General features: G+C 43.5%; 23 protein-coding genes. 16 read left to right on the top strand and 7 right to left on the bottom strand.

What is annotated here, in order from left to right:
* Positions 1 to 76: 76 nt before the first annotated feature.
* Positions 77 to 661, bottom strand: a complete 585-nt coding sequence (locus ACXAHI_RS08615) for a YiiX/YebB-like N1pC/P60 family cysteine hydrolase (protein ID WP_474847175.1) — start codon at positions 659 to 661, stop codon at positions 77 to 79.
* Positions 662 to 801: 140 nt separating this feature from the next.
* Here ACXAHI_RS08615 and ACXAHI_RS08610 point away from each other — a divergent pair, with 140 nt between their 5' ends.
* From ACXAHI_RS08610 to ACXAHI_RS08560, 11 genes are all read left to right on the top strand, one after another.
* A complete protein-coding gene (locus ACXAHI_RS08610; RefSeq protein ID WP_474847174.1) occupies positions 802 to 1,515 on the top strand; it encodes a hypothetical protein in 714 nt (237 codons plus the stop codon).
* Between the two features lie 214 nt (positions 1,516 to 1,729).
* A complete protein-coding gene (locus ACXAHI_RS08605; protein ID WP_474847173.1) occupies positions 1,730 to 2,419 on the top strand; it encodes a DUF4867 family protein in 690 nt (229 codons plus the stop codon).
* On the top strand, positions 2,412 to 4,193 hold the full coding sequence (locus tag ACXAHI_RS08600) for a solute:sodium symporter family transporter (RefSeq protein ID WP_474847172.1): 1,782 nt from the start codon (positions 2,412 to 2,414) through the stop codon (positions 4,191 to 4,193). Before ACXAHI_RS08605 ends, ACXAHI_RS08600 begins: the two co-directional genes overlap by 8 nt.
* 27 nt (positions 4,194 to 4,220) lie before the next feature.
* Complete coding sequence (locus ACXAHI_RS08595) at positions 4,221 to 6,263, top strand: alpha-glucosidase (protein WP_474847171.1); 2,043 nt, start codon at positions 4,221 to 4,223, stop codon at positions 6,261 to 6,263.
* Between the two features lie 93 nt (positions 6,264 to 6,356).
* Positions 6,357 to 7,700 carry a sulfoquinovose isomerase gene (gene sftI, locus ACXAHI_RS08590; RefSeq protein ID WP_474847170.1) on the top strand — a complete coding sequence of 448 codons (1,344 nt, stop codon included), beginning with the start codon at positions 6,357 to 6,359 and terminating at the stop codon, positions 7,698 to 7,700.
* A gap of 13 nt (positions 7,701 to 7,713) precedes the next feature.
* Positions 7,714 to 8,877, top strand: coding sequence for a diphosphate--fructose-6-phosphate 1-phosphotransferase (locus tag ACXAHI_RS08585; RefSeq protein WP_474847169.1), 1,164 nt, complete (start codon positions 7,714 to 7,716; stop codon positions 8,875 to 8,877).
* Complete coding sequence (locus ACXAHI_RS08580) at positions 8,867 to 9,595, top strand: GntR family transcriptional regulator (RefSeq protein ID WP_270179841.1); 729 nt, start codon at positions 8,867 to 8,869, stop codon at positions 9,593 to 9,595. Before ACXAHI_RS08585 ends, ACXAHI_RS08580 begins: the two co-directional genes overlap by 11 nt.
* 16 nt (positions 9,596 to 9,611) lie before the next feature.
* On the top strand, positions 9,612 to 10,505 hold the full coding sequence (locus tag ACXAHI_RS08575) for a class II fructose-bisphosphate aldolase (protein ID WP_474847168.1): 894 nt from the start codon (positions 9,612 to 9,614) through the stop codon (positions 10,503 to 10,505).
* 16 nt (positions 10,506 to 10,521) lie between these two features.
* Positions 10,522 to 11,955 (top strand): aldehyde dehydrogenase family protein, encoded by a 1,434-nt coding sequence (locus ACXAHI_RS08570; RefSeq protein ID WP_474847167.1) that lies wholly within the window; start codon positions 10,522 to 10,524, stop codon positions 11,953 to 11,955.
* 73 nt (positions 11,956 to 12,028) lie between these two features.
* A complete protein-coding gene (locus ACXAHI_RS08565; protein WP_474848117.1) occupies positions 12,029 to 12,937 on the top strand; it encodes an AEC family transporter in 909 nt (302 codons plus the stop codon).
* A gap of 139 nt (positions 12,938 to 13,076) precedes the next feature.
* Positions 13,077 to 13,217 (top strand): hypothetical protein, encoded by a 141-nt coding sequence (locus ACXAHI_RS08560; protein WP_474847166.1) that lies wholly within the window; start codon positions 13,077 to 13,079, stop codon positions 13,215 to 13,217.
* 31 nt (positions 13,218 to 13,248) lie between these two features.
* Here the strand turns inward: ACXAHI_RS08560 and modB are convergent, their stop codons facing one another.
* Both modB and modA read right to left on the bottom strand, forming a co-directional pair.
* Positions 13,249 to 13,911: a molybdate ABC transporter permease subunit gene (modB, locus tag ACXAHI_RS08555; protein ID WP_474847165.1), complete on the bottom strand. Its 663-nt coding sequence runs from the start codon at positions 13,909 to 13,911 to the stop codon at positions 13,249 to 13,251.
* A 5-nt stretch (positions 13,912 to 13,916) separates the two neighbouring features.
* A complete protein-coding gene (modA, locus tag ACXAHI_RS08550) occupies positions 13,917 to 14,660 on the bottom strand; it encodes a molybdate ABC transporter substrate-binding protein (RefSeq protein ID WP_474847164.1) in 744 nt (247 codons plus the stop codon).
* Positions 14,661 to 15,076: 416 nt separating this feature from the next.
* On the opposite strand from modA, the gene ACXAHI_RS08545 reads away from it, so the two are divergent.
* Positions 15,077 to 15,406 (top strand): hypothetical protein, encoded by a 330-nt coding sequence (locus ACXAHI_RS08545; protein WP_270179835.1) that lies wholly within the window; start codon positions 15,077 to 15,079, stop codon positions 15,404 to 15,406.
* A gap of 24 nt (positions 15,407 to 15,430) precedes the next feature.
* Here the strand turns inward: ACXAHI_RS08545 and ACXAHI_RS08540 are convergent, their stop codons facing one another.
* Both ACXAHI_RS08540 and ACXAHI_RS08535 read right to left on the bottom strand, forming a co-directional pair.
* Positions 15,431 to 16,258, bottom strand: a complete 828-nt coding sequence (locus tag ACXAHI_RS08540) for an alpha/beta fold hydrolase (protein ID WP_474810697.1) — start codon at positions 16,256 to 16,258, stop codon at positions 15,431 to 15,433.
* Positions 16,259 to 16,431: 173 nt separating this feature from the next.
* Positions 16,432 to 17,772: a sodium-dependent transporter gene (locus ACXAHI_RS08535; RefSeq protein WP_270179833.1), complete on the bottom strand. Its 1,341-nt coding sequence runs from the start codon at positions 17,770 to 17,772 to the stop codon at positions 16,432 to 16,434.
* Positions 17,773 to 18,072: 300 nt separating this feature from the next.
* On the opposite strand from ACXAHI_RS08535, the gene yugI reads away from it, so the two are divergent.
* A complete protein-coding gene (yugI, locus tag ACXAHI_RS08530) occupies positions 18,073 to 18,486 on the top strand; it encodes a S1 domain-containing post-transcriptional regulator GSP13 (RefSeq protein WP_270179832.1) in 414 nt (137 codons plus the stop codon).
* 40 nt (positions 18,487 to 18,526) lie between these two features.
* Here yugI and ACXAHI_RS08525 read toward each other — a convergent pair whose 3' ends face one another.
* Positions 18,527 to 18,757, bottom strand: a complete 231-nt coding sequence (locus ACXAHI_RS08525; protein WP_270179831.1) for a DUF378 domain-containing protein — start codon at positions 18,755 to 18,757, stop codon at positions 18,527 to 18,529.
* Positions 18,758 to 18,917: 160 nt separating this feature from the next.
* On the opposite strand from ACXAHI_RS08525, the gene ACXAHI_RS08520 reads away from it, so the two are divergent.
* The 3 genes from ACXAHI_RS08520 (at position 18,918) to ACXAHI_RS08510 (ending at position 22,188) form a co-directional block, all read left to right on the top strand.
* Complete coding sequence (locus ACXAHI_RS08520; protein WP_474847163.1) at positions 18,918 to 20,081, top strand: iron-containing alcohol dehydrogenase; 1,164 nt, start codon at positions 18,918 to 18,920, stop codon at positions 20,079 to 20,081.
* Positions 20,082 to 20,303: 222 nt separating this feature from the next.
* Positions 20,304 to 21,671: a glucose-6-phosphate isomerase gene (locus tag ACXAHI_RS08515; RefSeq protein ID WP_474847162.1), complete on the top strand. Its 1,368-nt coding sequence runs from the start codon at positions 20,304 to 20,306 to the stop codon at positions 21,669 to 21,671.
* Positions 21,672 to 21,777: 106 nt separating this feature from the next.
* Positions 21,778 to 22,188: a YugN-like family protein gene (locus tag ACXAHI_RS08510; protein ID WP_270179828.1), complete on the top strand. Its 411-nt coding sequence runs from the start codon at positions 21,778 to 21,780 to the stop codon at positions 22,186 to 22,188.
* Here ACXAHI_RS08510 and ACXAHI_RS08505 read toward each other — a convergent pair.
* Positions 22,179 to 23,171, bottom strand: coding sequence for a potassium channel family protein (locus tag ACXAHI_RS08505; RefSeq protein WP_474847161.1), 993 nt, complete (start codon positions 23,169 to 23,171; stop codon positions 22,179 to 22,181). The genes ACXAHI_RS08510 and ACXAHI_RS08505 overlap by 10 nt on opposite strands.
* Between the last annotated feature and the right edge of the window lie 41 nt (positions 23,172 to 23,212).

Genomic DNA, 23,212 nt, shown 5'->3' with positions numbered 1-23,212 from the left:
TGCATTAATAATAGTATATTATTTCCAATTTTATGCGATTGGACGAAGTGTACAAGTTAGAAGAGAAATAGGCACATTAAAAACGTAATTGGTAGAGAGGCTGAACGTCTGGCGCTTGAGCAATATGTTTAGGATAAATAAATCCTCGTCCATCATCAGGAAAAATAAGACCAGCCTGCTTGTAGCACTCATGGATAAACTCTGAACAAATATAGCGTTCATTAGGAATCGAGCGTAAGTCGCCCATCACGACACTTGCGAGTATCTTCAGTATTTCTTCGTGATCGTAACGTTTCCCTGATAAGTCCGCTCCACGTTTTAGCATCGCTTCCGTTTTTTGATTCGTTAAATGCTTTACACCACTATGTCTCGCAAGGTATAGATCTCCCCTGTATGGTGCGCCAGTATTTTTATAATCTTGTATATAGTGAGAAAGAGGGATGATGCGTACACCGTAACTTTCTACGCTTTCCATCATCATGACGCGATCCATCCACCTGAATAATAGTCCTACGTGACTAAAGCGAGAGTTCGAAACTTTTTTTATAATATTACTTACTGGATAACTTCCGCTGCAAAGTAGAAGATCTGCAGTAACGATCTCTACGCGCGCATCTTCATATTTCTTTACTGGTGCGTGTTCAAAACGGTCTGTTGTCATGAACGTTACCCTCCTTCTTAGGTCCATTACTAAAGTAGTTGGATAATTTTTCTTGTATCCCTCTTTTTCATGTAAAAATTTCATAAAACAGTTGTCTACGACCGGTGCTCACACTATAGTTAAGGGAGGAGGAGAATGATATGGACGTTTTGAAAATCATCGTTATACTTGCCTTTTTGTTTATGACAATTAATATTATTAAGCCGTTCATCGGTTCAGTTACGAGGAAGCGAGCTGCGTTATATGCAGGCTTTTGGGTCATTCTTTATTTGCTCGTTTGGGGAGTCCCTGGATTTATGGATTCATCTGAAGAAGTTTCAGGTAAAAAAGGTGGAGACGTCGAGCAAGAACTCCCTAAGCATGAAGAAGAAGTACCTGCTGAGGAAAAAGCGGAAGAAGCGAAGCTCGAAGAAGAGGTCGATTTTGATATCGATTCAATTGAACAAATCATCGATGTTCCAGGTTTACTCGGGCTAACTCGAGAAGAATTTAAGAATAAATTAGATAAAGAGCTTGAAAACAATCCAGAAAACGCAATGGTCATGACGTTTGAAAATGGAGAAGTAACGTTTGAAGAGAATATCGCAAAGGAGATAACGTACTATCCAGAAGGGCTACAATACCCAGAAGATAATCGCATGTTGCTCGCAAGCCTCGGATTCGATATTAAAGAATTGAAAAAAGGCTCGAATCCCTTCGAAGACCCTGTGACGTTTTATTTGATCGGCGGGTTCTCAGATGTAACAATTTCCGCTGTGGAAGGTGAGGGAACAGAAGGGGCGATCGAGAAGATCTATATCAAGAAAGAAATCTATCCAACACCTGTCCCTGATGAAGAGGACGAAGATAACTAAGTTATTATTTGGAATCATATAAGTTTTATAGTTTAGATATTGGCGTTCCTAAAAAAGGAACGTCTTTTTTAATGCCTACTAAAATATGTTCCATTCAATTCCATTTATATAATTTTCTAAAAACTGTTGCATTTTTGTATGCGGTTACAATATAATGTGAAAAAGGTTATGACGTTTAATTAAACGTTATTACTAATGAACGGAGGGATTCGATGTGATTGATGTGTTAGCGGAATTGAATCAGCACCTTGAGTTAGAAAACGTACATAGCGAAGCTTTCAGTCCCTATGGAAAAGTCCTTAGTGACTTCCCATATGCTGAGGTGGCTGAACATATGGAAAAGACGGTTATTCCTGAAGAAGGGAATCGATACGTCCCATCTCATCCAGAACTAGAGGATGAAGCTCTCAAAAACTTCGTTGAAAAACGCTATTATGGAGGGATGAAAATACAAATTGGTTATTGTAATGGAAATAATTCTTCACTTGGGGGTCTTGAGTATCATAAAGGAAGTGAAATTAACGTTGCGATAACTGATTTGGTTCTCTTACTTGGTCATACGAGTGATATCTTCGACAAAAGTTACAACGTAAAGAAAATCAAGGCATTCTTTGTTCCAGCAGGTTCTACAGTTGAAATGTATCAGACCACACTACACCTTGCGCCATGTAAAGTAAGCGAAGCTGGGTTTAAATGTGCAGTGATTCTACCAGAGGGAACGAATACGCCGCTAGATGATGATGAAAAAGGATACGATCCTCTGCTTTTTATGAGAAATAAATGGCTTCTTGCACATAAAGAACATGAGCGCTTCATGAAACTGGGAGCACATAACGGAATTGTTGGTGAAAACATCACGGTTGAATATCCGAGTAAAGAACAAAGGAGGAAGTTGAATGTCTAGTATCACCTTTACACTTGTCTCATGCGTTTTCTTCATGGCACTCGTAGCCTGGGTCTCCTATTTGAAAACTAGAAATTCAGTCAATGATTCAGATGGGTACTTTCTAGCTGGTCGCGGACTTACAGGAGGCTTCATCGCTGGTTCACTCTTATTAACGAACTTATCAGCGGAGCAGCTCATCGGACTGAATGGACAAGCTTACCGAACGAATTTATCCAACATGGCATGGGAAGTCACTGCTGCATTTGCAATTGTCATTATGGCTCTCATATTATTACCTAGATACCTTGGCGGTGCTTTCTCTACGCTTCCTGAGTTTTTAAGTAAACGTTATGATGAAAGCGTTCGCAGGTATACGGTGATTCTGTTTATGCTAGGATACGTATTTGTCACGATTCCTTCTGTTTTATACTCTGGTGCTCTAGCCATTCTTAGATTGTTCGACGTGCCATCATTATTTGGCATCTCATTTGAATCATCGGTTTGGCTCGTTATTTGGGTGATCGGAATTATTGGCGCGTTATACGCGATCTTTGGCGGGTTAAAAGCAGTTGCTGTTTCTGATACATTGAATGGAATCGGACTTCTATTCATCGGCTTGATCGTTCCTGTTTTAGGGTTCTTCGCACTAGGTGATGGCGATTTTCTTAAAGGAATGAAGACGATCGCTACAGAAAGTCCTGAAAAGCTAAACTCAATAGGCTCGAGTACAGACTCTGTTCCGTTCTCTGCGATTTTTACCGGTATGATCTTTATGAACATGTTCTACTGGGGGACAAACCAGTACGTTATCCAGCGGACGCTTGGGGCAAAGAACCTTGCTGAAGGACAAAAAGGTGTTTTGCTGTCAGGCTTCTATAAGTTGACTGTTCCGTTCATGATGATGATCCCTGGTGTTATTGCTTTTCATCTGTACGGCAGTTCGATGGATCCTGTCGATCTCGCTTATCCGACCGTCGTATCAAACTTGCTACCAACATTCATGTCTGGTTTATTCCTTGCTGTTCTACTCGGAGCAGTATTCTCAAGCTTTAACTCACTTCTAAATAGTGCAGCAACCATGTTTGCACTTGATGTGTATAAAGCTGGAATCAACAAAAACGCAACTGACCGTCAATTGATCAACGTGAGTAAGTATTTTGGAAGCGTTCTCGCGCTCGTTTCGTTCTTCATCGCGCCGATGTTGATGAACGCTCCAGATGGTCTTTGGGACCTCATCCGACGCTTTACTGGATTTTTTAACATTCCGATCATCGCAATCGTTCTGGTCGGTATCGTTTCAAAACGAATTCCAGCGCTCGGTGCAAAGATTGCGATTATCTTCCACGTCGTCACGTACTATATGCTCGTATGGGGCTTAACACAGATGTTCGGTATTGAAATCACCATGAACTTCATCCACATTTCAGCAATCCTCTTCGTGATCGAAGTGGCGATCATGATGGTAGTAGGTCGAATTCGCCCGCTAAAAGAGGCTTATCAGTTCCGAGCGAATCCGAAAGTGGATATGGTGCCTTGGAAATATACGATGCCGGTTGCAGTCGTTCTTATCAGTCTTGTTGTGATGGTATACATTCTGTTTTCACCGATTGGCGTGGCGTATGCAGGAGGAATCGTGTCCGGATGGTTCTGGCCAGCCATGCTAGGAACAACGTTAGCAGGGGTCCTTTGCTACGTACTTGCTCTCAAATCTTGGAACAAGAAATATTCGAGTTATGTAACGCGGAAGCACAATGAAGCCGTTGAAGTAGATAAGAAGTTTAGAAGTGCTTAAATCACTATGTTGTAGGAGGCGTTTATTTTGAAAACAAAAGAGGCTCAAAAATTATTTGAAGTGAACCAGAATGGAGAAGAATTCGACGTACAACTCGACGGTCGTTTATTGTTTAAGCACTCTCCAGCGAAACCTTTCATCTTTGTAGGGAGTGGCGAAGAAACGATCGATATGTACCGAGGGAATTTCAAAATAAAAGATTACGTGGTTGAGAGAGTAGCGCTTCGATATGCAACTGTAAGACACGAGGGAGAAACGTGTAGGATATCGTTCCGTCACTTTTCTCATGATCACGAGCTTTTAACGATGGTCCTGAAAAAAGATGGAGAAGGTCTGCGGGTTTCATTTGAACTCGTTGATCCCCTCTTCAATCGTTTCTGGGTTCGTGTCGCGGCAGATTCAGAAGAGAAGGTTTATGGTTGTGGAGAGCAGTTATCTTACTTCAACCTGCGTGGAAAGAACTTTCCCCTCTGGACATCAGAGCCGGGTGTTGGTCGTAACAAGTCTACGTACACCACATGGCAAGCAGACGTGAAGGATCAAGCGGGTGGAGATTATTACAATACTAACTACCCTCAGCCAACCTATGTATCTACTAATAAATATTTCTGTCATGTAGAGACAACTGCCTTCGCAGATTTTGATTTTCAGCGTGATGATTTCCACGAGCTTCATATTTGGGAAGCACCTGCATCGATTCTTTTTGAAACAGGTGAGTCGTATAAACGTTTAGTAGAAAAACTAACGGCTCGTCTTGGAAGGCAACCGGAGCTTCCTGACTGGACGTTCGATGGCATCTGGCTTGGTATGCAAGGTGGCACGGACATCGTTCAAAACAAAATTGATCGTGCACTAGAAAAAGGAATGAAGATCGGTGCTCTTTGGTGTCAAGATTGGCAAGGGAAACGGGAGACGTCATTTGGCAAGCGACTGATGTGGAACTGGAAATGGAACCCTGAAATGTATCCAGAACTCGATCAAAAAATTAAAGAGTGGAAGCAGCAAGGGATTAAATTCCTTGGCTATATCAATCCATACGTTGCAGTTGAAGGACACCTTTATAAAGAAGCCTATGAAAAAGGGTATCTTGCGACAGCACTCGATGGAAGCGATTATGTAGTAGACTTCGGTGAGTTCGATTGTGGCGTAGTTGATTTTACAAATGAAGATGCTTGTGAATGGTATCAGAATGTGATCAAAGAAAACATGATCGACTTCGGTATGGACGGCTGGATGGCTGACTTTGGGGAATATCTCCCGACAGATCTTAAGCTTCATAGCGGAGAGTCAGCAACAATGATGCACAATGCGTGGCCGGTGATGTGGGCGAAGGTTAATCATGATGCTGTGAAGAAAGCGGGTCGTTGGGGGGATATCGTATACTTCATGCGTGCAGGTTATTCCGGTACCCAGGGGTATTGTCCACTTCTATGGGCAGGAGATCAAAGCGTAGATTGGAGTCTTGATGATGGTCTCGCATCTGTTATTCCGGCAGCGCTATCTGCTGGGATGAGCGGTAACGGTGTTCATCACAGTGATATCGGCGGATACACGAGTCTTCACGGCAACAAACGGAACAAAGAGCTTCTCCTTAGGTGGGTCGATATGGCGGCATTTACACCAGTGATGCGCTCTCATGAAGGGAATCGTCCCGATGATTGCTGTCAGTACGATCATGACGAGGAAACGCTGAATCACTTTGTGAAGATGACGAATGTATTCACGACGTTAAAGCCTTACTTAAAAGCTCTATCAAAAGAAAATGCGGAAAAAGGAATTCCGATGCAGCGTCCATTGTTTATGGAGTATGAACATGACGAGAAAACGTATGACATTAAGTATCAGTACATGCTAGGGGCTGACCTTGTAGTTGCACCGGTATACGAAGAAGGAAAAGAAACGTGGAGTGTTTACCTTCCTGAGGACGAGTGGGTGCACTTTTGGAGTGGGAAAGAGACGAATGGTGGCACGATTGAAGTAGACGCACCACTCGGTGAAACGCCAGTTTTTTATCGTAAAAACTCTACGTACGCAGATCTTTTCAAAAAAGCTGCCGAAAATAAATCATGAAATAGAATAATAAAAGGTAATAACCTATTTTAAAAGGTTATTACTTATGATACAGTGTAGGTAACGAACAGCGTAGAAAGGTTGTGACCAATCGTGCCAAAAACGAGCATTTTGTATGTACCGATCGGAAGAAAAACATTTGATCTTGAAGCGGGGGAAGTTCAGAGGAAGAAAAGCTCTGAATTTCTCCATAATGTAACAGAGAATGTCATTGAACCGGATGAGATCATCACTTCTCCAGAGGACCTTGATGCGTTTCTTGATACCGTTAACAATGACGAAATTATCGCAAGTATTTATCAGAGCGTTACGTTTGCAGATGGGGAATTTGTTGAAGCACTCATTAAGAAGGTAGACGCGCCAGTTGTCGTTTGGTCAGTAAGAGAGCCGAGCGTTGGCGGAAGGTTACGATTGAATTCACTAACTGGCGGCAATAGCACGAGTCATGTTCTCAGGTGTGCGAGTCACCCGTTCAGTTTTGTGTTTGGAAATGCAGATGAAGCACAGGTTCAAAAGCGCTTGAAGGTTCAACTCAAAGTCCAAAAGGTAATTGAAGACCTCAAAGGACTACGAATCGGTGTGATCGGAGAACATCCTCCAGGCTTTTTCTTCTCAGGAACAGATGAAGAAGCTCTTCATAAGCAGTTAGGAGTCACCGTGAAGAATTTTGACCTTAACAAAGCGTTTGAAGAGTGTGTGAAGCTTCCACGTGAAAAATGGGAAGGTGCGATCGAACGAGCAGAACAGCAGGTCATCGGACTGAATCGTAACGAGGAGACGGTACAGCGTTTCGCTCAGTTTACTACATACGTTCAGGAACAAATCGATGAAGCAGACGTTTCTGCCCTTGCTATTCGCTGTTGGCCAGACTTTTTCAATGAACTCGGAGCGGCAGCTTGCTCGACACTGTCTCAATTTACAGAAGATGGTGTGGTGTCGTCGTGTGAGTCAGACATTCACGGCTCTGTCTCCATGTTCATCCTGCAACAGCTAACAGGTAGCGCACCATACCTTGGTGACATGGTACACGTGAATGAAGCGAGTAATTCTGTTGTGTTCTGGCACTGCGGAGCAGGAGCTTATTCACTCGCACATCCTGATCAAGGTGCAAAACCTGGTGTACATCCAAACCGTAAGCTTGGTTTCACGATGGAGTTTGGATTGAAGCCAGGGCGCGTGACGATGTTCCGAGTAGGATATACGCCTGAGGGATACCGTCTTCTCGTGATGCGAGGAAATGCGCTCGATACACCACAGCGTTTTAACGGAACGTCAGTGGAAGTTGAACTTGAAACAGATATTAACGACACGTTGTACGGTTTGATGGAAGAAGGTTTCGAACCGCACTATGCGATCGTTTACGATGACGTGGCTGATGAGCTAGTCGAGCTAGGTAAACAGCTAGGACTAGAGACCACTGTCTATACAAAGAACTGAAGGAGTGGGGTGCATGAAGAAGGTCGCTGTTGGCCAGGCGGGGGGACCTACGGCCGTAATTAATGCTACTCTCGCAGGGTTTGTTAAAGAGCTTGAACGCGATCACGCCCTGCTTTTTATCAAGAATGGCTATGAAGGATTGGCAGAAGGCAGCTACTTTGGAGGCGATGATGAAACGGTCAGGAGCATTTCTCTTCATCGAGATGTTCCAGGTGCGTGTCTCGGATCAGGCCGTTATCCTCTCACAGACGAGCATATTGAAAACGGTGTTCGTCTACTTAAAAAAGAAGGCGTCGATGCGCTTGTCTTTATTGGTGGCAACGGCACGATGGAAGCACTGAAAAAAGTCGATAGAGAAGCGAAGAAACAGAATTATCCCTTACAAGTCCTGGGCCTTCCGAAAACGGTCGACAATGATCTTGGTGAAACGGATCACGCACCTGGATTTGGAAGCTCAGCAAGATATGTTGCGCAGGCAACGAGAGATATGAGCCGCGACCTCGCATCCATGAAAAACTTTGAGAAAGTTCGCGTGCTCGAAACGATGGGGAGAAATGCTGGATGGCTAGCAGCAGCCTCAGGTCTTCTTCAGAAATACGAAGAGGATGGACCACATGTTATCGCGATTCCAGAACGGCCACTTGAGCGAGAGGTTCTACTGGAAGGAGTCACGAGCGCGCTCAGTCGTTATGGTCATGCGACTGTTGTTGTGAGTGAAGGTGTTACGTGGAGCCAGGGCTCACAGGTGCAACGGGAAATCGTCGATGGGCGACCAGTTCTTGGTGGAATTTCAAATGACATTGCCGCTTATTTAAAAAAAGAGTGCAACGTCATGACGAGAGCAGAGCTTTTAGGAATGAATCAGCGCAGTTTTTCAGCTGTTGTATCTGACATCGATCGTGAAGAAGCTTATACTGTAGGTAGAGTTGGTGCAGAATGGATTCGTGATGGGTTATCGAATGTTATGGTTTCCATCACTCGTCATTCCCACCATCGATACGCTGCTCGCATGATTCCTGTTCAGCTCGAAGCTGTTGTAAAAGCAGGTGAACGTGTGATGCCTGAGCAGTTCATACAAAATCGAAAGCTGTACTATGAGTGGTTGAAACCGCTGATAGGAGAGGATGTGTCAGTCTATCCTCCACCGCTAAAAGGAGACGAAGTGTATGTCGAATGAACAGTTTACTAAAGGTGAAGCCCTCTACCTACAAATAAAAGATATCTTGATCGATCGGATTCAAAGCGGAGCATGGAAAGCGAATGAATTGATCCCGACTGAACAAGAATTAATAAAAGAATTTGGTGTCAGTCGGACAACGATCCGTCAGGCGATCACCGTCCTTGTACAGAATGGTCTTCTTGAGAAGAAACAGGGCAGAGGAACAGTCGTTAAACCTCAACAGCTCGTCGGTAACCTTGGCCAGCTAAAAGGATTTGCAGAAGAAGTAATGGATCGAGGTTCTGTTCCAAGATCAAAATTGATTCGAGCAGAGTTTAAAACGAATCTTTACCATGAAAAAGAAATGCTTCAAGTACCAGAAGATGCTCCTATCCTTTTAATTGAGAGAATCCGTTTTTCCGATGATACCCCGGTTGCACTCGAGCGTAGCTGCTGGCCGGAAGAAATCGGACAACTTTTAATGAAGCATGACTTGAATGAAGCAAAGTACTACGAAATTTTAGAGAACGATCAAATCTATTTGAATCGTGCGAACGAACGTATCGCTGCGATGAACGCGACGATTGATGAAGCAGATTTGCTTGCGATTCGACCTGGAGAGGCGTTGCTAGAAATGACACGACTTAGTTATGGGCTGAATGATCATCCAATGGAATACACAAGAACAAAATATAGAAGCGATCAGTACCACTACCACATTGAACTGAAACGATAAGAAGGGAGCATATCACATGCCATTTATTGATGGAAAAACGATGCTTGACCATGCTTTTCAAAACGGGTACGGAGTAGGTGCCTTCAGTGCACATAACGCAGAGACTGTCGTCGCGATATTGGAGGCGGCAGAAGAGGAAAAAGCCCCGATCATGATTCAGGTCGGCCAAAAGGTTATCCAAACACTTGGAATGGAAGCATTAAAAGCGCTGATCGACACGTATGAAAAAAATTACAACGTTCCAGTCGCAATCCACCTCGATCACAGCCGTCAGTTCGAACAAACGATGCAAGCCGTTCAAATGGGCTTTCAATCTGTGATGTTCGATGGCTCTGGTCTTACGTTTGAAGAAAACACCGCTACTACGAAAAAAGTCGTCGATATTGCAAGAGCCCTAGGAATTGGATCAGAAGGTGAAATCGGTAAGATCGGTGGAACTGAGGATGACATCACGGTTGATGAAAAAGATGCACTCATTACAACGACCGAAGAGGCCGTCGCTTTCGTTGAAGCAACTGATGTGGACTATCTAGCTGTATCGATTGGAACGGCGCATGGCATCTACAAACAAACGCCGAACCTTCGCTTTGATCGCTTAAAAGAAATTGTTGATGCGGTAAAGCGCCCGGTTGTTCTTCACGGTGGCTCGGATGTTCCTGATGAGCAGGTACAACGTGCCATCTCACTTGGAATCGCAAAGATCAATGTTGATACAGAACTTCGTCAAGCATTTACAAGAGGCGTGCAGGAAGCGTTTGCTGAGAACCCTGACGATATCGTACTTGCAAGTTCCCTTGGCCGAGGTCGAGAGAGAATGAAGGAAAAAGTTCAAGAGAAGATCCGTGTCTTTGGTAGCCAAAACAAAGCAGAAGAACTTTTAATAAACAAAAAGGTCATGACCATTTCTTGAGGAGGATGATGAATCGATGAGCACACAAACTTCAGTACGTACATATGGCTTGTACATTAATGGCGATTGGCGAGAAAAAACACAGACAGAGGATGTATTAAATAAATACACGCAAGAAGTTACCGCAAAAACAGCTGCAGCAGAAGAACAGGACGTTAACGACGCAGTCCAGGCAGCTAAAAAAGCTTTGAAAACCCCTTTTTCACCATATGACCGCTATACTGTATTGATCAAGGCAGCCGCAACCTTACGTGCTCGTCAGGATGAGCTTGGTGAAGTGCTCGCTAAAGAAGTAGGGAAACCGCTTGCGGAGTGTAAAGGTGAAGTCGGACGTGCGGCACTTACGCTTGAAGTATCTGCAGAAGAAGCGAAACGTATCCACGGTGAAGGGATTCCGGTTGAATCAGCTCCTGGCTCTGAACAACGTCAGGCATTTACAAGACGTTTTCCAATCGGTGTCGTAGCGGCGATCACTCCGTTTAACGTTCCTCTTAATCTCGTTTGTCACAAAATCGGTCCAGCGATTGCGGCGGGAAACAGTGTGGTTCTAAAGCCAGCAGAAGTGACCCCAGTGAGTGCGATTCTCTTAACTGAAATCATGGAAGAAGCTGGTCTTCCTGCTGGTCGATTGAATCTTGTAACAGGTGAAGGTTCGACTGTCGGTGAATGGTTGATCGCAAACCAAGACGTGAACATGTTTACATTCACAGGAAGTCCACGTGTAGGACAGTACATTCGGGAGAAAGCAGGACTTCGTAATGTCTCACTCGAGCTTGGTAACAACTCGGCGACGATCGTTCACCACGATGCTGACATCGAAACGGCAGCAACGCTAACAGCACAGAAGAGTTTTAACAACGCGGGTCAAGTTTGTATCTCTGTTCAGCGCGTGTATGTTCATGAGGATCGTTACGAACCATTTCTGAACAAAATGAAGGAAGTTACGGAAGGGTTGGTCCTCGGTGACCCAATGGATGAGGCAACGGATATCGGTCCGATGATCGCAGAGCGTGAAGCGATTCGTGTTGAGGGATGGGTGAACGAAGCGATCGAGCAAGGGGCATCAGTTGAAACCGGTGGAAAACGAGACGGTGTCTTCTATCAACCTACGATTCTCACAAACGTGAACGATGATATGAAAGTTTGTCGTCAGGAGGTCTTCGGTCCAGTGGTTGCTGTGAGTACGTACAAGTCAGAGGACGAAGTAATCGCTCGTGTAAACGATTCGGAGTACGGTCTTCAAGCAGGTCTATTCACAAACGATTTAGCATTCACCCTAAAAGCGATCAATGAGATTCACGTTGGTGGACTAATCATCAACGATACCTCAGGATACCGGGTTGATCATATGCCATACGGTGGCGTAAAGAAGAGTGGAACTGGAAAAGAGGGACCACGTTACGCAATCGAAGAAATGACAGAAGAAAAAATCGTCGTGTTTAACGGGTAGAAGGAAAGGGATCCATTACTTTGGATCCCTTTTTATCAGTAGTGGATGCGTTACAAGGTGAAGGAGAATGAGTATGTCGATCATCACGATTTTGTTACCGATCTTTTTTGTGTTTGGTGTTGGGTATGTTGCGCAGCGTTTTCTGCAACTTGAGACGAAAGTATTATCAAGACTCGCGCTTTATGTCCTCGTACCAATCTTAGTGTTTCGAACGTTTTATGAGCAGGAAATCGACTCGTCTTATGGATATCTTTCACTCTATATGCTCGGACTCTGTTTTGCATTGATCGCAATCGTTAGCATTCTATCGAAAATCTATCGCTTCACAGAATCTGAGCGTTGCGGACTTGTCCTATCGAGCGCTTTTATGAACAACGGAAACTACGGAACCCCACTCATCCTGTTTTTATTTGGAACAGTTGCAATGGAAACGGCCATTGTATTAATGGTTCTACAGCAGCTTTTGATGAGTACGCTCGGCGTTTATTATGCTGCGAAAGGTAGTCCAGATCATGATGGATTCAAGGCAGCGCTTCGAGCAGTGCGGCGAATGCCGATGGTGTATGGCGCTATCGTTGGCTTGCTGTTTCAATGGTTAAACGTCCCACTTGGCACAATTGCAGGCGGTGTCGACTTGATTGCGGATGCTGCAATTCCAGTCATCATGGTAACGCTCGGTATGCAACTTCGTAATATCACCGTGAAATCGATCGACTGGCGAAAACTATCGACTGCTCTTTCTCTAAAACTAATGATCGCACCTGTCATCGCAACAGGAATCGTCTTACTGATGCCAGTGGATACAATGACAAAACAAATCATGATCATCATGGCAGCGACACCAACAGCTGCAAACACAACGATGTATGCGATCCAATTCCAAACTGAACCTCAGAATGTCTCGAGTGCCACGTTAGTTTCAACCTTATCGAGTCTCGTGACAATGCCAGTGGTGATTTACTTAGCTACAACTCTAATGTAAGGGCGTTCCTTAACCAAGGAACGTCTTTTTATGATGGATGATCTTAAATTGGAAGTAAAAAGTTGTGTGTAGAAAAGAGGGGATTTGTAAAAGATATGGAAGATTAACGTGTACTGATAAAACGCAAGGAGGCGATTGAATGAACGACAAACCGATCCATTATGATGGTAGCTCTGTTCTTCCCTCTAATACGTCCGGCGGCGAAATCAAACCACCATTCAAACTTACAGATGATACAAGAAAAGTGATCAGCGGTAATCCATTTCACCAGCAGAAATAAGTAAAAAGGTGACGAGTGCCCGTCACCTTTTTTATGTCCTCGCGCTTACGCGGTAGCTAAGTAACAGCATCACCATCGAGATCAGAATTGTAATCGCGACCCATGACCATGCTAATCCCATTTTTCCAGAATCGATGGCCACGTAGATCGCTGTTGGCATCGTCTGAGTTTTACCAGGCAGGTTACCTGCGAACATCAGCGTTGCCCCGAATTCTCCTAATGCACGGGCGAAGCTAAGAATGACCCCTGATAGCAGTGCATTCAATGAGAGCGGAAGAGAAATATACCATAGAACGTTCCATCTCCCACCTCCGTCAACCCTTGCAGCATCCTCTAAATTCGAATCGATTGCTTCAAAGCCAATTCGTGCCGTTTGATACATGAGTGGAAACGCCACGACACTTGACGCTAGAACGCCAGCTTGCCAGGTAAAGACGAGCGGATGGTGAAAGATCGCCTCGATCCATCTCCCGACGGGACTGCTTGCTCCAAATCCAATTAACAGGAGAAATCCGACAACAGAAGGAGGCAGGACGAGGGGGAGCATGAGCAGTGTATCGACTATACTTTTTCCCCGAAACGTTCGGTTCGCCATAAAACGACTAACGGCTACGCCAAGAATCGCAACGATGACCGTTGATACAGTCGCGATTTTTAAAGAGATAAGGATAGGATCGATAAAAGAAGAGGGCACGTGAATCACTCGTTTCGTTTAAATCCATAGTTTTCAAATGTTTGCATCGCTTGATCACTTTTTAAATAGGTGAAGAATGCTTGAGCAGCTTCCGGTGCATCTTTCACAACACCAGCAGGATACGTGATCGGTGAATAGTGTTCTTCGGGTACTTCAGAAACAATCTTAACATCCTTTGAAACCTTGTGGTCACTACTATAGACGACTCCTGCTTCTGCGTTGCCTGTTTCGATATATGTAAGAACTTGTCTAACATCTTTTCCGTAGACTAGCTTTTCCTCTAGTTCGTTCCAAATGCCCAACGAGGTGAGGGCTTCTTTTGCATATGCACCTGCTGGAACCGTTTCAGGCGTCCCAATCGCGATTCTTTTCGTTTCTGAAGAGAAAAGGTCATCCCATTCGGTAATCGGTGAATTCTTTTTAGAAATAAGAACTAAAGAGTTACTTAAAAGTTCTGTTCGATAGGAAGCGTCAATGTCATCTTTAACAGCGCTGAAATGTTCGCTTGAGGCAGAAACAAATACATCAACCGGCGCTTCTTGTTTGATCTGATTCGCTAGTACCCCTGAAGAAGCAACGTGTAGGGAGATATCAATGTCATTTGTCTTCTCGTAAGTTTCGATCGCTTCTTCCATCGCATCACTTAAACTAGAAGCAACAGCGATCGTGATCGTTTCTTCTGAATTCTGATTCGATTGGCAACCGGCGAGAATAAGGAATGTGATCGCTATTAAAATACGGAACGTCATATGTGAAAATCCCCTCAATTAATCTCTCATTTATTATAGCGAAAAAATCTTTTGTTTGTGTTATATCATTTTTGAATGGAAGATGGTAGATTTATGTCTTGGAGAGATACGCAACATCTTTTAAGGTAATGCGAAAAATGGATGAGTTTAGCAATTTTAATCCGTCATTTCCTTGGAAATATTGACGAATTATATAAGAAATTACCGAATAGCTAGTGCTTAATTGTAAGATAACTACTAAAATGGAAATAAGAACAATTCGATGATTTAATGCATGTTATGTTTCTAATTCTACCTCTAGCTCCTACACATTTCATGATAAAATAGATGAATGTAGATAAAGAAGGCAGGATGAACGACGGTTAAATCGAATTAGTTTATATGACTCAGCTTCCGAATACGAGAGAGGGAATAGAATGAAACAAAAACGCATGTTTAGACTGGCACTAGCTGGTAGTGTTTTGAGTGTCATTGCAGCAGTGCTTTCCAGATTCGATATTATACCTCTATTTCACTTACAAGATCTTTCATCTATAATCGCGTTTCTTTTTCCTATTGTGGCGATCAGCGGTTGCTATCTCGTGAGATCACGTCCGATCGTCGGGGGATTCTGTTTGCTAGTTTCAGCAGTAGGAGGCATTATCTTTTTATCCGTCTTTTATATTATACCTGCTGCGTTTTTAATCACTTCAGGGTTCTTGAGCATCCTTCTTAAAGATGAAACACAATTAGTTACAGACAAGTAACCGCTCCAACTTATGGAGCGGTATTTATTTTGCCAAAAACGATCGGATGGCATCTGCGGTTTTCTCAGGATGCTCTTCTGATATGAGATGGCCTGTATGTGGAAAAACGAGAAGTTCAGCATCAGGTAAATCCTTTTTCATTCGTTCACCTACACGCAAAGGGACGAGACGATCATCTTCACCCCAAATGAGCAGGATTGGAAAATTGATCTTATTAAGCGTACTCGTAGACAGATCTTCTTCACGTTCTCGAACCAATTTGGCAAGGGCATTGTAAAATCCTTTTTCACTAAAACTCGTTGTATACCCATCGATCACCTCTTGCGTGAGGAGCTTATGGTCATAGACAAGGTGTTGAAAGTTCTTTTGGATGTTGATCGAACTCATGCCGATACTGAGGCAAAAAGGGAAAAAAGGGAGATACGAGCACAGTCTCAGTGGCAGCGATGACGATTTAATGTAGCTTGAGCTGCAGAGAAGAATAAGCTTTTTAACCCGTTCTGGGTGTTGGATGCATGTACGAAGTGCGATTTGCCCACCCATGGAATGACCGATCAAAATGGCTTTCTCGATGTTGAACCTTTCCAACAAGTCATTTGCAAGGCTCGCGTATTCATGAAGCGAGTAGTGGATCGAACTGATTTTCTCGCTTTCACCGAACCCGGGTAAATCAAAGCAGAGAAGGTTGAAATCCGTATAGAGGAGAGGAAAGAGTTTTCGAAAGCTAAATGAACATGAAAGAAAGCCGTGGATGAACACGAGCGTGTCTGCATCTGGCTTATTTGCACGATAATACTCATACGAAATCGTCACATTTTGTATATCGATCGTTTCTTTAGACTGTACGAACATGTTCCCTCGTCCTCCCTCCTATACTCTGTATCATAAGTTTGGCTTAAAAGAGAGCTGATTATGAGCAAAAAAAAAGACGAAGCATACGCTTCGTCATCAATAAGGGGGAATATAGATAGCTTAATAATACTGTTATAGCCATTTACTCCGTCTTTTATACATGATTTCGTAAATTAATATGAAAGTAGTGATGTAATCAGTACGATCGTGATCGCAGCTGGGACAAAATAGCGAATCAGTACGTACCAGATCGGGAAAATGGTTTTTCCGATTTTTGAGCTCATCATCACTTCATTCGCAAGGATGTCTTTTTTCATCTTCCACGATACGAAGATTGAGATGAATAATGCGCCAATCGGCATCAGCAAGTTACTCGCAAGAAAATCCATCACATCGAATATCCCTCTTCCCAAAAGAGAGACTTCCGCAAATACCCCGAACGAAAGGGCAGAAGGTATTCCAAGAAGGAAGATGAAGAACCCAGAGATCCAAGCTGCTTTTTTCCGATTTCCTTGTCGTTTTGTGACAGTCGAAACGATGATCTCGAGCAGAGAGAACGCCGAGGTTAACGTTGCGAACAAAAGCAGTGCCATGAACGTACCTAGGAAAAGGTTTCCGAACGCCATCTGATTAAAGACGGCTGGTAGTACGGTGAAGATCAGTCCAGGTCCACTCGAAGGTTCGAAGCCAAATGAAAATACGGCTGGGAAAATCGCGAGACCTGCAAGAAACGAAATAAAAATGTTCAAGCCTACAACGGAGAAGACCGATCCTGTAATATTCGAGTTCTTATCGAGATAAGAACTGTACGTTACCATAAGGGAAATCCCGACACTCAGAGCAAAGAATGACTGGCCAAGTGCATCGAGCACGCCTTCAGCAGTCAGTTTTGAGAAATCTGGTTGAAGGAAGAAAGCCACACCTTCTATCGCGTTCTCAAGTGTAAGAGATCGAACAACAAGTACAATAAAAAGGATAAAAAGTGCTGGCATCATGTACTTACTCGCTGCTTCGATTCCTCTCTTAATGCCGAATTGAACAACAGAAATCGTAATGGCTAGAAACGCCGCCTGGGATAACAGAGCGGTTGCTGGATTTCCGATGATGGATTCAAATAGAGAGCCATACACGTCATTTTCGAGGCCAGTTAGTGACCCTGAGAAACTTCTTAGTAAGTATGTTAAAACCCAACCGCCGATAACGCTATAAAACGAAAGAATGATAAATGAAGCTACAACTCCAAGGTATCCGAGTGCTTTCCACTTTGGATTTCCTGAAATGTCTTCGTAAGACGCTACCGCATCTTTTTGTGAATGTCTTCCTACTACAAATTCTGCAAGGAGCATAGGCGCTCCAACTAAGAATGTGAAAAGTAAGAAAATAAGGAAGAAAGCTCCTCCGCCATTCGTACCTGCCATGTAAGGGAACTTCCATAGCGCACCGAGCCCGATTGCTGATCCTGCTGATGCTAGGATGAACCCGAAGCGGGAAGACCATTGCTCGTTCGTACTCATATTGTCACCTCTATTGTAATAAGTCGCATTTACACACTATAGCCAACAGTTCATCCAGCGTCAATATCAAAAAATTCTGTTATGATTTACCACTTCGCAGTAAAGCAGGTATGACTGGATTTATAGCGGATATTCTTGTTAAAATAGTTTTGAAAAAAGTTTGAGAAACGCCATATTCTCTCTCTTGATATTCCCTATTATGAACGGTATGATTCTAGTGAGTACAAATCGTGTCTTTTGTTTTAGAAGGAAATCTGTGTTATACTAGTTAAGTTGAAAAAATTTGTTAGGAGTGTTTTCATGGCAGAACAATATAACGTCGGTGATATCGTAGAAGGGAAGGTAACAGGTATTAAGCCTTTTGGTGCTTTCGTAGCAATCGATGACCAAAAGCAAGGTCTTGTTCACATCTCTGAAATTTCTCACGGCTACGTAAAAGAAATCGAAGAACATCTTTCAGTAGGAGACGAAGTTAAAGTTAAAGTTCTTAACATAGAAGAAGATTCTGGTAAGATCTCTCTTTCTATCCGTGCTACTCAGCCGAAACCTGAAAGACAAGAAAAGAAACCTCGTCCAGCTAGCGGCGGTAACAAGAAGCAACAGCAACAAGCTTCTTCTCCACAAGGTTTCAACACGCTTGAAGACAAGCTAAAAGACTGGTTGAAAGAGTCTAACGACCGTCAAGCGCAACTTAACAAGCGTCTTAAGAAGTAATGATTAACGAAGAAGGCAGCCAACATGGCTGCCTTCTTTTTTAGGTTGTGGAACGATCAGGTTCTCTTGATAGTTCTTCTGTTGGCTTGAATAAGAGTGTTAAGCAATAAAGACCACTAAGTCCTACAAGACCATACACGATTCGAGCCAGTGCCGTGTTCTGCCCTCCGAAGATGGCTGCCACAAGGTCGAACTGGAAGAAACCGATCAGCCCCCAGTTGATCGCTCCAATAATAACAAGTGCAAGAGTAAATCGTTGTAGAGTACTCATGAGTATACCTCCTTTAGTTCTACATAGGTGTTCTTGTATAAGATAACTCCAATTTGAAATGTTATACCTTTCACAAAAAATATTGCCAAACAGATTTCTTTATTTTAGTACAGAGTTAAGGCATAATAAGACGTGATTTAGCTTGAAAGGAGAGAAAGCATTGAATAACTTTACTTTTCAAAACCCAACGAAACTAATCTTCGGAAAAGGGCAACTAGAGGCCCTGAAGACAGAAATACCGCAATACGGTAAGCGTGTCTTAGTCGTTTACGGCGGAGGAAGCATTAAGAAGAACGGTATTTACGATAACGTGATGAATATATTGAACGAGCTTGGCGCAGAGGTTTCTGAGCTAAGCGGTGTAGAACCGAACCCGCGTCTTACAACGGTACACAAAGGTGTCGAGATCTGTAAGAACGAAGGCATCGATTTCATTCTTGCTGTTGGTGGCGGTAGTGTGATCGACTGCACGAAAGCGATCGCTGCTGGTGCAAAATACGATGGCGATGTGTGGGACTTCGTAACGAAGAAAGCTGCTCCTGAAGCTGCACTTCCGTTCGGAACGGTTCTAACTCTTGCAGCAACTGGATCTGAAATGAACCCAGGTTCTGTTATCACAAACTGGGAAACGAATGAGAAGTACGGCTGGGGTCACCCACTCGTTCATCCTCAATTCTCAATCTTAGATCCAGAGCATACGTACTCTGTACCAACAGACCAAACGGTTTACGGTATGGTGGATATGATGTCTCACGTACTTGAGCAATATCTCCATTCCGAAACGGACACAGAGCTACAAGAAAACATGCAATTTTCTGTACTGAACACGATTAAAGATGCAGCACCTAAGCTACTTGAAGATCCAAAGAACTACGATCTTCGCGCAACAATTATGCTAAGTGGTACAGTTGCTCTTAATCAGTCTTTACAAATGGGCGTTCGCGGTGACTGGGCTGCTCACAATATCGAGCATGCTGTTTCAGCTGTATACGATATTCCACATGCGGGTGGTCTCGCAATCCTATTCCCTAACCTCATGAAACATGACCTTGAAGTGAACGTAGAAAAATTCAAGCGTCTTGCAGTTAACGTGCTAAACGTTAGTGAAGAAGGTAAAACAGATCGCGACATCGCTCTTGAAGGAATCGATAAGCTAAGCGAATTCTGGACAAGCCTTGGTGCACCAAACAGACTAGCTGACTACGACATCGATGACAGCAAGCTAGATTTAATCGCAGATCGCGCGATGGCAAATGGTGCTTTCGGTAACTTTAAATCACTTGAGCGTGATGATGTTATGGCGATTCTAAAAGCTTCACTATAAAAAATGTAGAAAGGCCGTTCGATCAGAACGGTCTTTTCGTTTGGAAAAGCAGCTTGAAATATCTTTCTTAAGTAGTTAATTTTAGCAAGTGGAAAGCCCTTTTAAAGAAAATTTCAAAGCGTAATCGCTTACATGGGTCAGTCTTCTTGATTTAAAATTCTTCTTTCGATAAAGTGAAGGTGAACATCTATAACGAACAAAATTCGATATTGGAGGCTAACCATGACTTCAAAAGTAAGTTTTGATTATTCAAAAGCATTGTCGTTTGTCGGCGCACATGAAGTAACATACATGGCGGATGCAGTAAAAGCTGCGCATGAAGCACTACATAACCAAACAGGAGCTGGAAATGACTTTCTAGGCTGGCTCACACTTCCTCATGACTATGACAAAGAGGAATTCTCTCGCATCGAAAAATCTGCAGAGAAAATCAAATCAGATTCTGACGTTCTTCTCGTTGTAGGAATCGGTGGCTCATACCTTGGTGCACGTGCTGCGATCGAGATGTTAAACCACTCTTTCTATAACACGCTAGCAAAAGAAGAGCGCAAAACACCTCAAGTTTTCTTTGTAGGAAACAATATAAGCTCGACGTACGTGAAAGATCTCTTCAGTCTGCTTGAAGGAAAAGACGTTTCCGTTAACGTGATTTCTAAGTCAGGTACAACGACTGAGCCTGCGATCGCATTCCGTATCTTCAGAAAGTTCCTTGAAGAAAAGTATGGCGTTGAAGAAGCAAGAAGACGCATCTATGCGACAACGGACAAAGAGAAAGGTGCTCTTAAAACACTTGCAGACGAAGAAGGCTATGAAAGCTTCGTTATTGCTGATGACGTTGGTGGACGTTACTCTGTCCTAACAGCTGTTGGACTTCTTCCAATCGCAGTAAGCGGCATTTCGATTCAAGACATGATGAAAGGTGCACAAGACGCTGCAGATGATCTTAATACACCTGACCTTGCGTCGAACGAAGCGTACCAGTATGCGGCAGTTCGTAATGCTCTATACAACAAAGGCATCAACATCGAGCTTCTTGTGAACTATGAGCCATCTCTTCACTACTTTGCTGAGTGGTGGAAGCAGCTCTTCGGCGAAAGTGAAGGAAAAGACAACAAAGGGCTATTCCCAGCATCCGTTGACTTCTCAACTGACCTTCACTCGATGGGTCAATACGTTCAAGACGGACGTCGCAGCCTATTCGAAACGGTTCTTAACGTAGAGAAAGCACGTCACGAGATCACGATCGAAGAAGATGACAAGAACCTTGATAAGCTGAACTACCTTGCTGGTGAAACGATGGACTACGTGAACCAGAAGGCGTTCGAAGGAACGTTGCTTGCACACACAGATGGTGGCGTACCGAACTTGATCGTCAACATCCCAGAGCTTACTCCTTACCACTTCGGTTACCTTGCATTCTTCTTCGAGAAAGCATGTGCGGTATCCGGTTACCTTCTAGGCGTGAATCCATTCGATCAGCCTGGAGTAGAAGCATACAAGAAGAACATGTTCGCTCTTCTAGGGAAGCCAGGATTCGAAAAAGAAAAAGCTGAGCTTGAAGATCGTTTAAACTCGATGGGAAATAAATAATTAGCGAAGAGAGTGCCGAGGCACTCTCTTTTGTTTTATCATCACATGAATTTCTCTGTCTTTGGATACGATAAACGTAGACCACTTATACAGGGAGGAAGAGACCATGATTGAGATGGACTCCGTACTTGAAGGAAAAACGATTGAACTCAGCATTATGGAAGATAAATTACGACAGCTCGGCTATAGCTACGGCGGTGGCTGGGAGTATGACCACGGTTACTTTGATTATAAAATCGATGATGAAGACGGGTACTTGTATCTCCGTGTTCCAATCAGAGCTGTGAAGAAAGAGCTTGGTGTGGATGGCGCGATCGTCCAGATCGGTCAGCCGTTCATGCTTCACCATATGTATCAGGCTGGCGTCGACCCGGGCGGAAACATTGGGAACATCACCGCTTCGTTCAATCAGTTTCAGGAACCTGTCGATAAGGACGCTGAAATTGACGAGAAGTGGATGAAATATGGTGAACGCTATGTGAAGCAGCTCGAGGCTGCGCTTATGCCTTATGTGTGAATCACAAACAGGCGATCTTCCTTATCGATCGTCGTAGAAGGAGTGGGGTTCATCATCAATTCAGAGCCCCTTTTTACTCCAATGAGTAAAATATCCTCTTCGTTCATCCGCTGTGCTGCATCACAAAACGATTCTCCGACATATCCCTCTGCATTAAGAAACCCAAGCTGATTCGGCTTTAAGTGATCCAGCATCTCGAGGAGCGTTGTTGAAATACCATGAGAATAGACGCTATTGATCATCACTGTACTAAGTAGGTGCGCACTCTCAATAATTTCATCAGCCCCAGCTCGCTTTGCATTGGCCATTTGTTCAGGTGATAGAATCTCAACGATTGTATACACATCAGGATTGATTCCTTTTACAGTAAGAAGCGTCAACATCGTCTGCATATCAACTTCAAGCTCACTCTTGTACTGGTCCGCCGTTATCAAAACCGTCTTTGCTTCATTTAAATTCGCTTTCTTGAACGTCGCATCTTCCCCAGGATTTCCTCTGACAAAATGAACGCCTTCTGCTTGAAGCGGATTTTCATGTAGTGAAAAATCGATCAACACAATCGAGCGTTCTGGCTGATGCTGAAGCATATGATTGATCGTATGATTGCTTCTTGAATTCCATCCGACCACAATCAAATGATTGCTCTTTTCATAGCTCCGTTCCCCTCTGCTCAATGCACTTTGCGAAAGAACAAAGCTTGACGCAAGTTTCGCCATATAAAACGTCATAAATCCTGCACCAAACATAATAAAGAACATAGCAACAACTTTACCTAACCTGCTTTCAGGTGAAACGTCCCCATACCCGATCGTCGAAGCCGTCACGATCGCCCACCAGATCCCTTCAAAGATATTCGGAAAAATCTCCGGCTCGATCAAATGCATGATAAAACCCATGAAGCATAAAATGAAGACAATAAGAAATCCTAACTGTAATATAAGTGGATAGCGCGATATATAATTAATAACATCTCGAAAATTCAAGTAGAACGTCTCCCTTCTCATCCCCATTATGTCCACTTATT

The sequence above is a fragment of the Anaerobacillus sp. ABD4_527 genome, assembly GCF_056160805.1.
The sequence above is the reverse complement of the archived record's forward strand: the minus strand, read 5'-3'. Positions and strand labels throughout refer to the sequence as shown.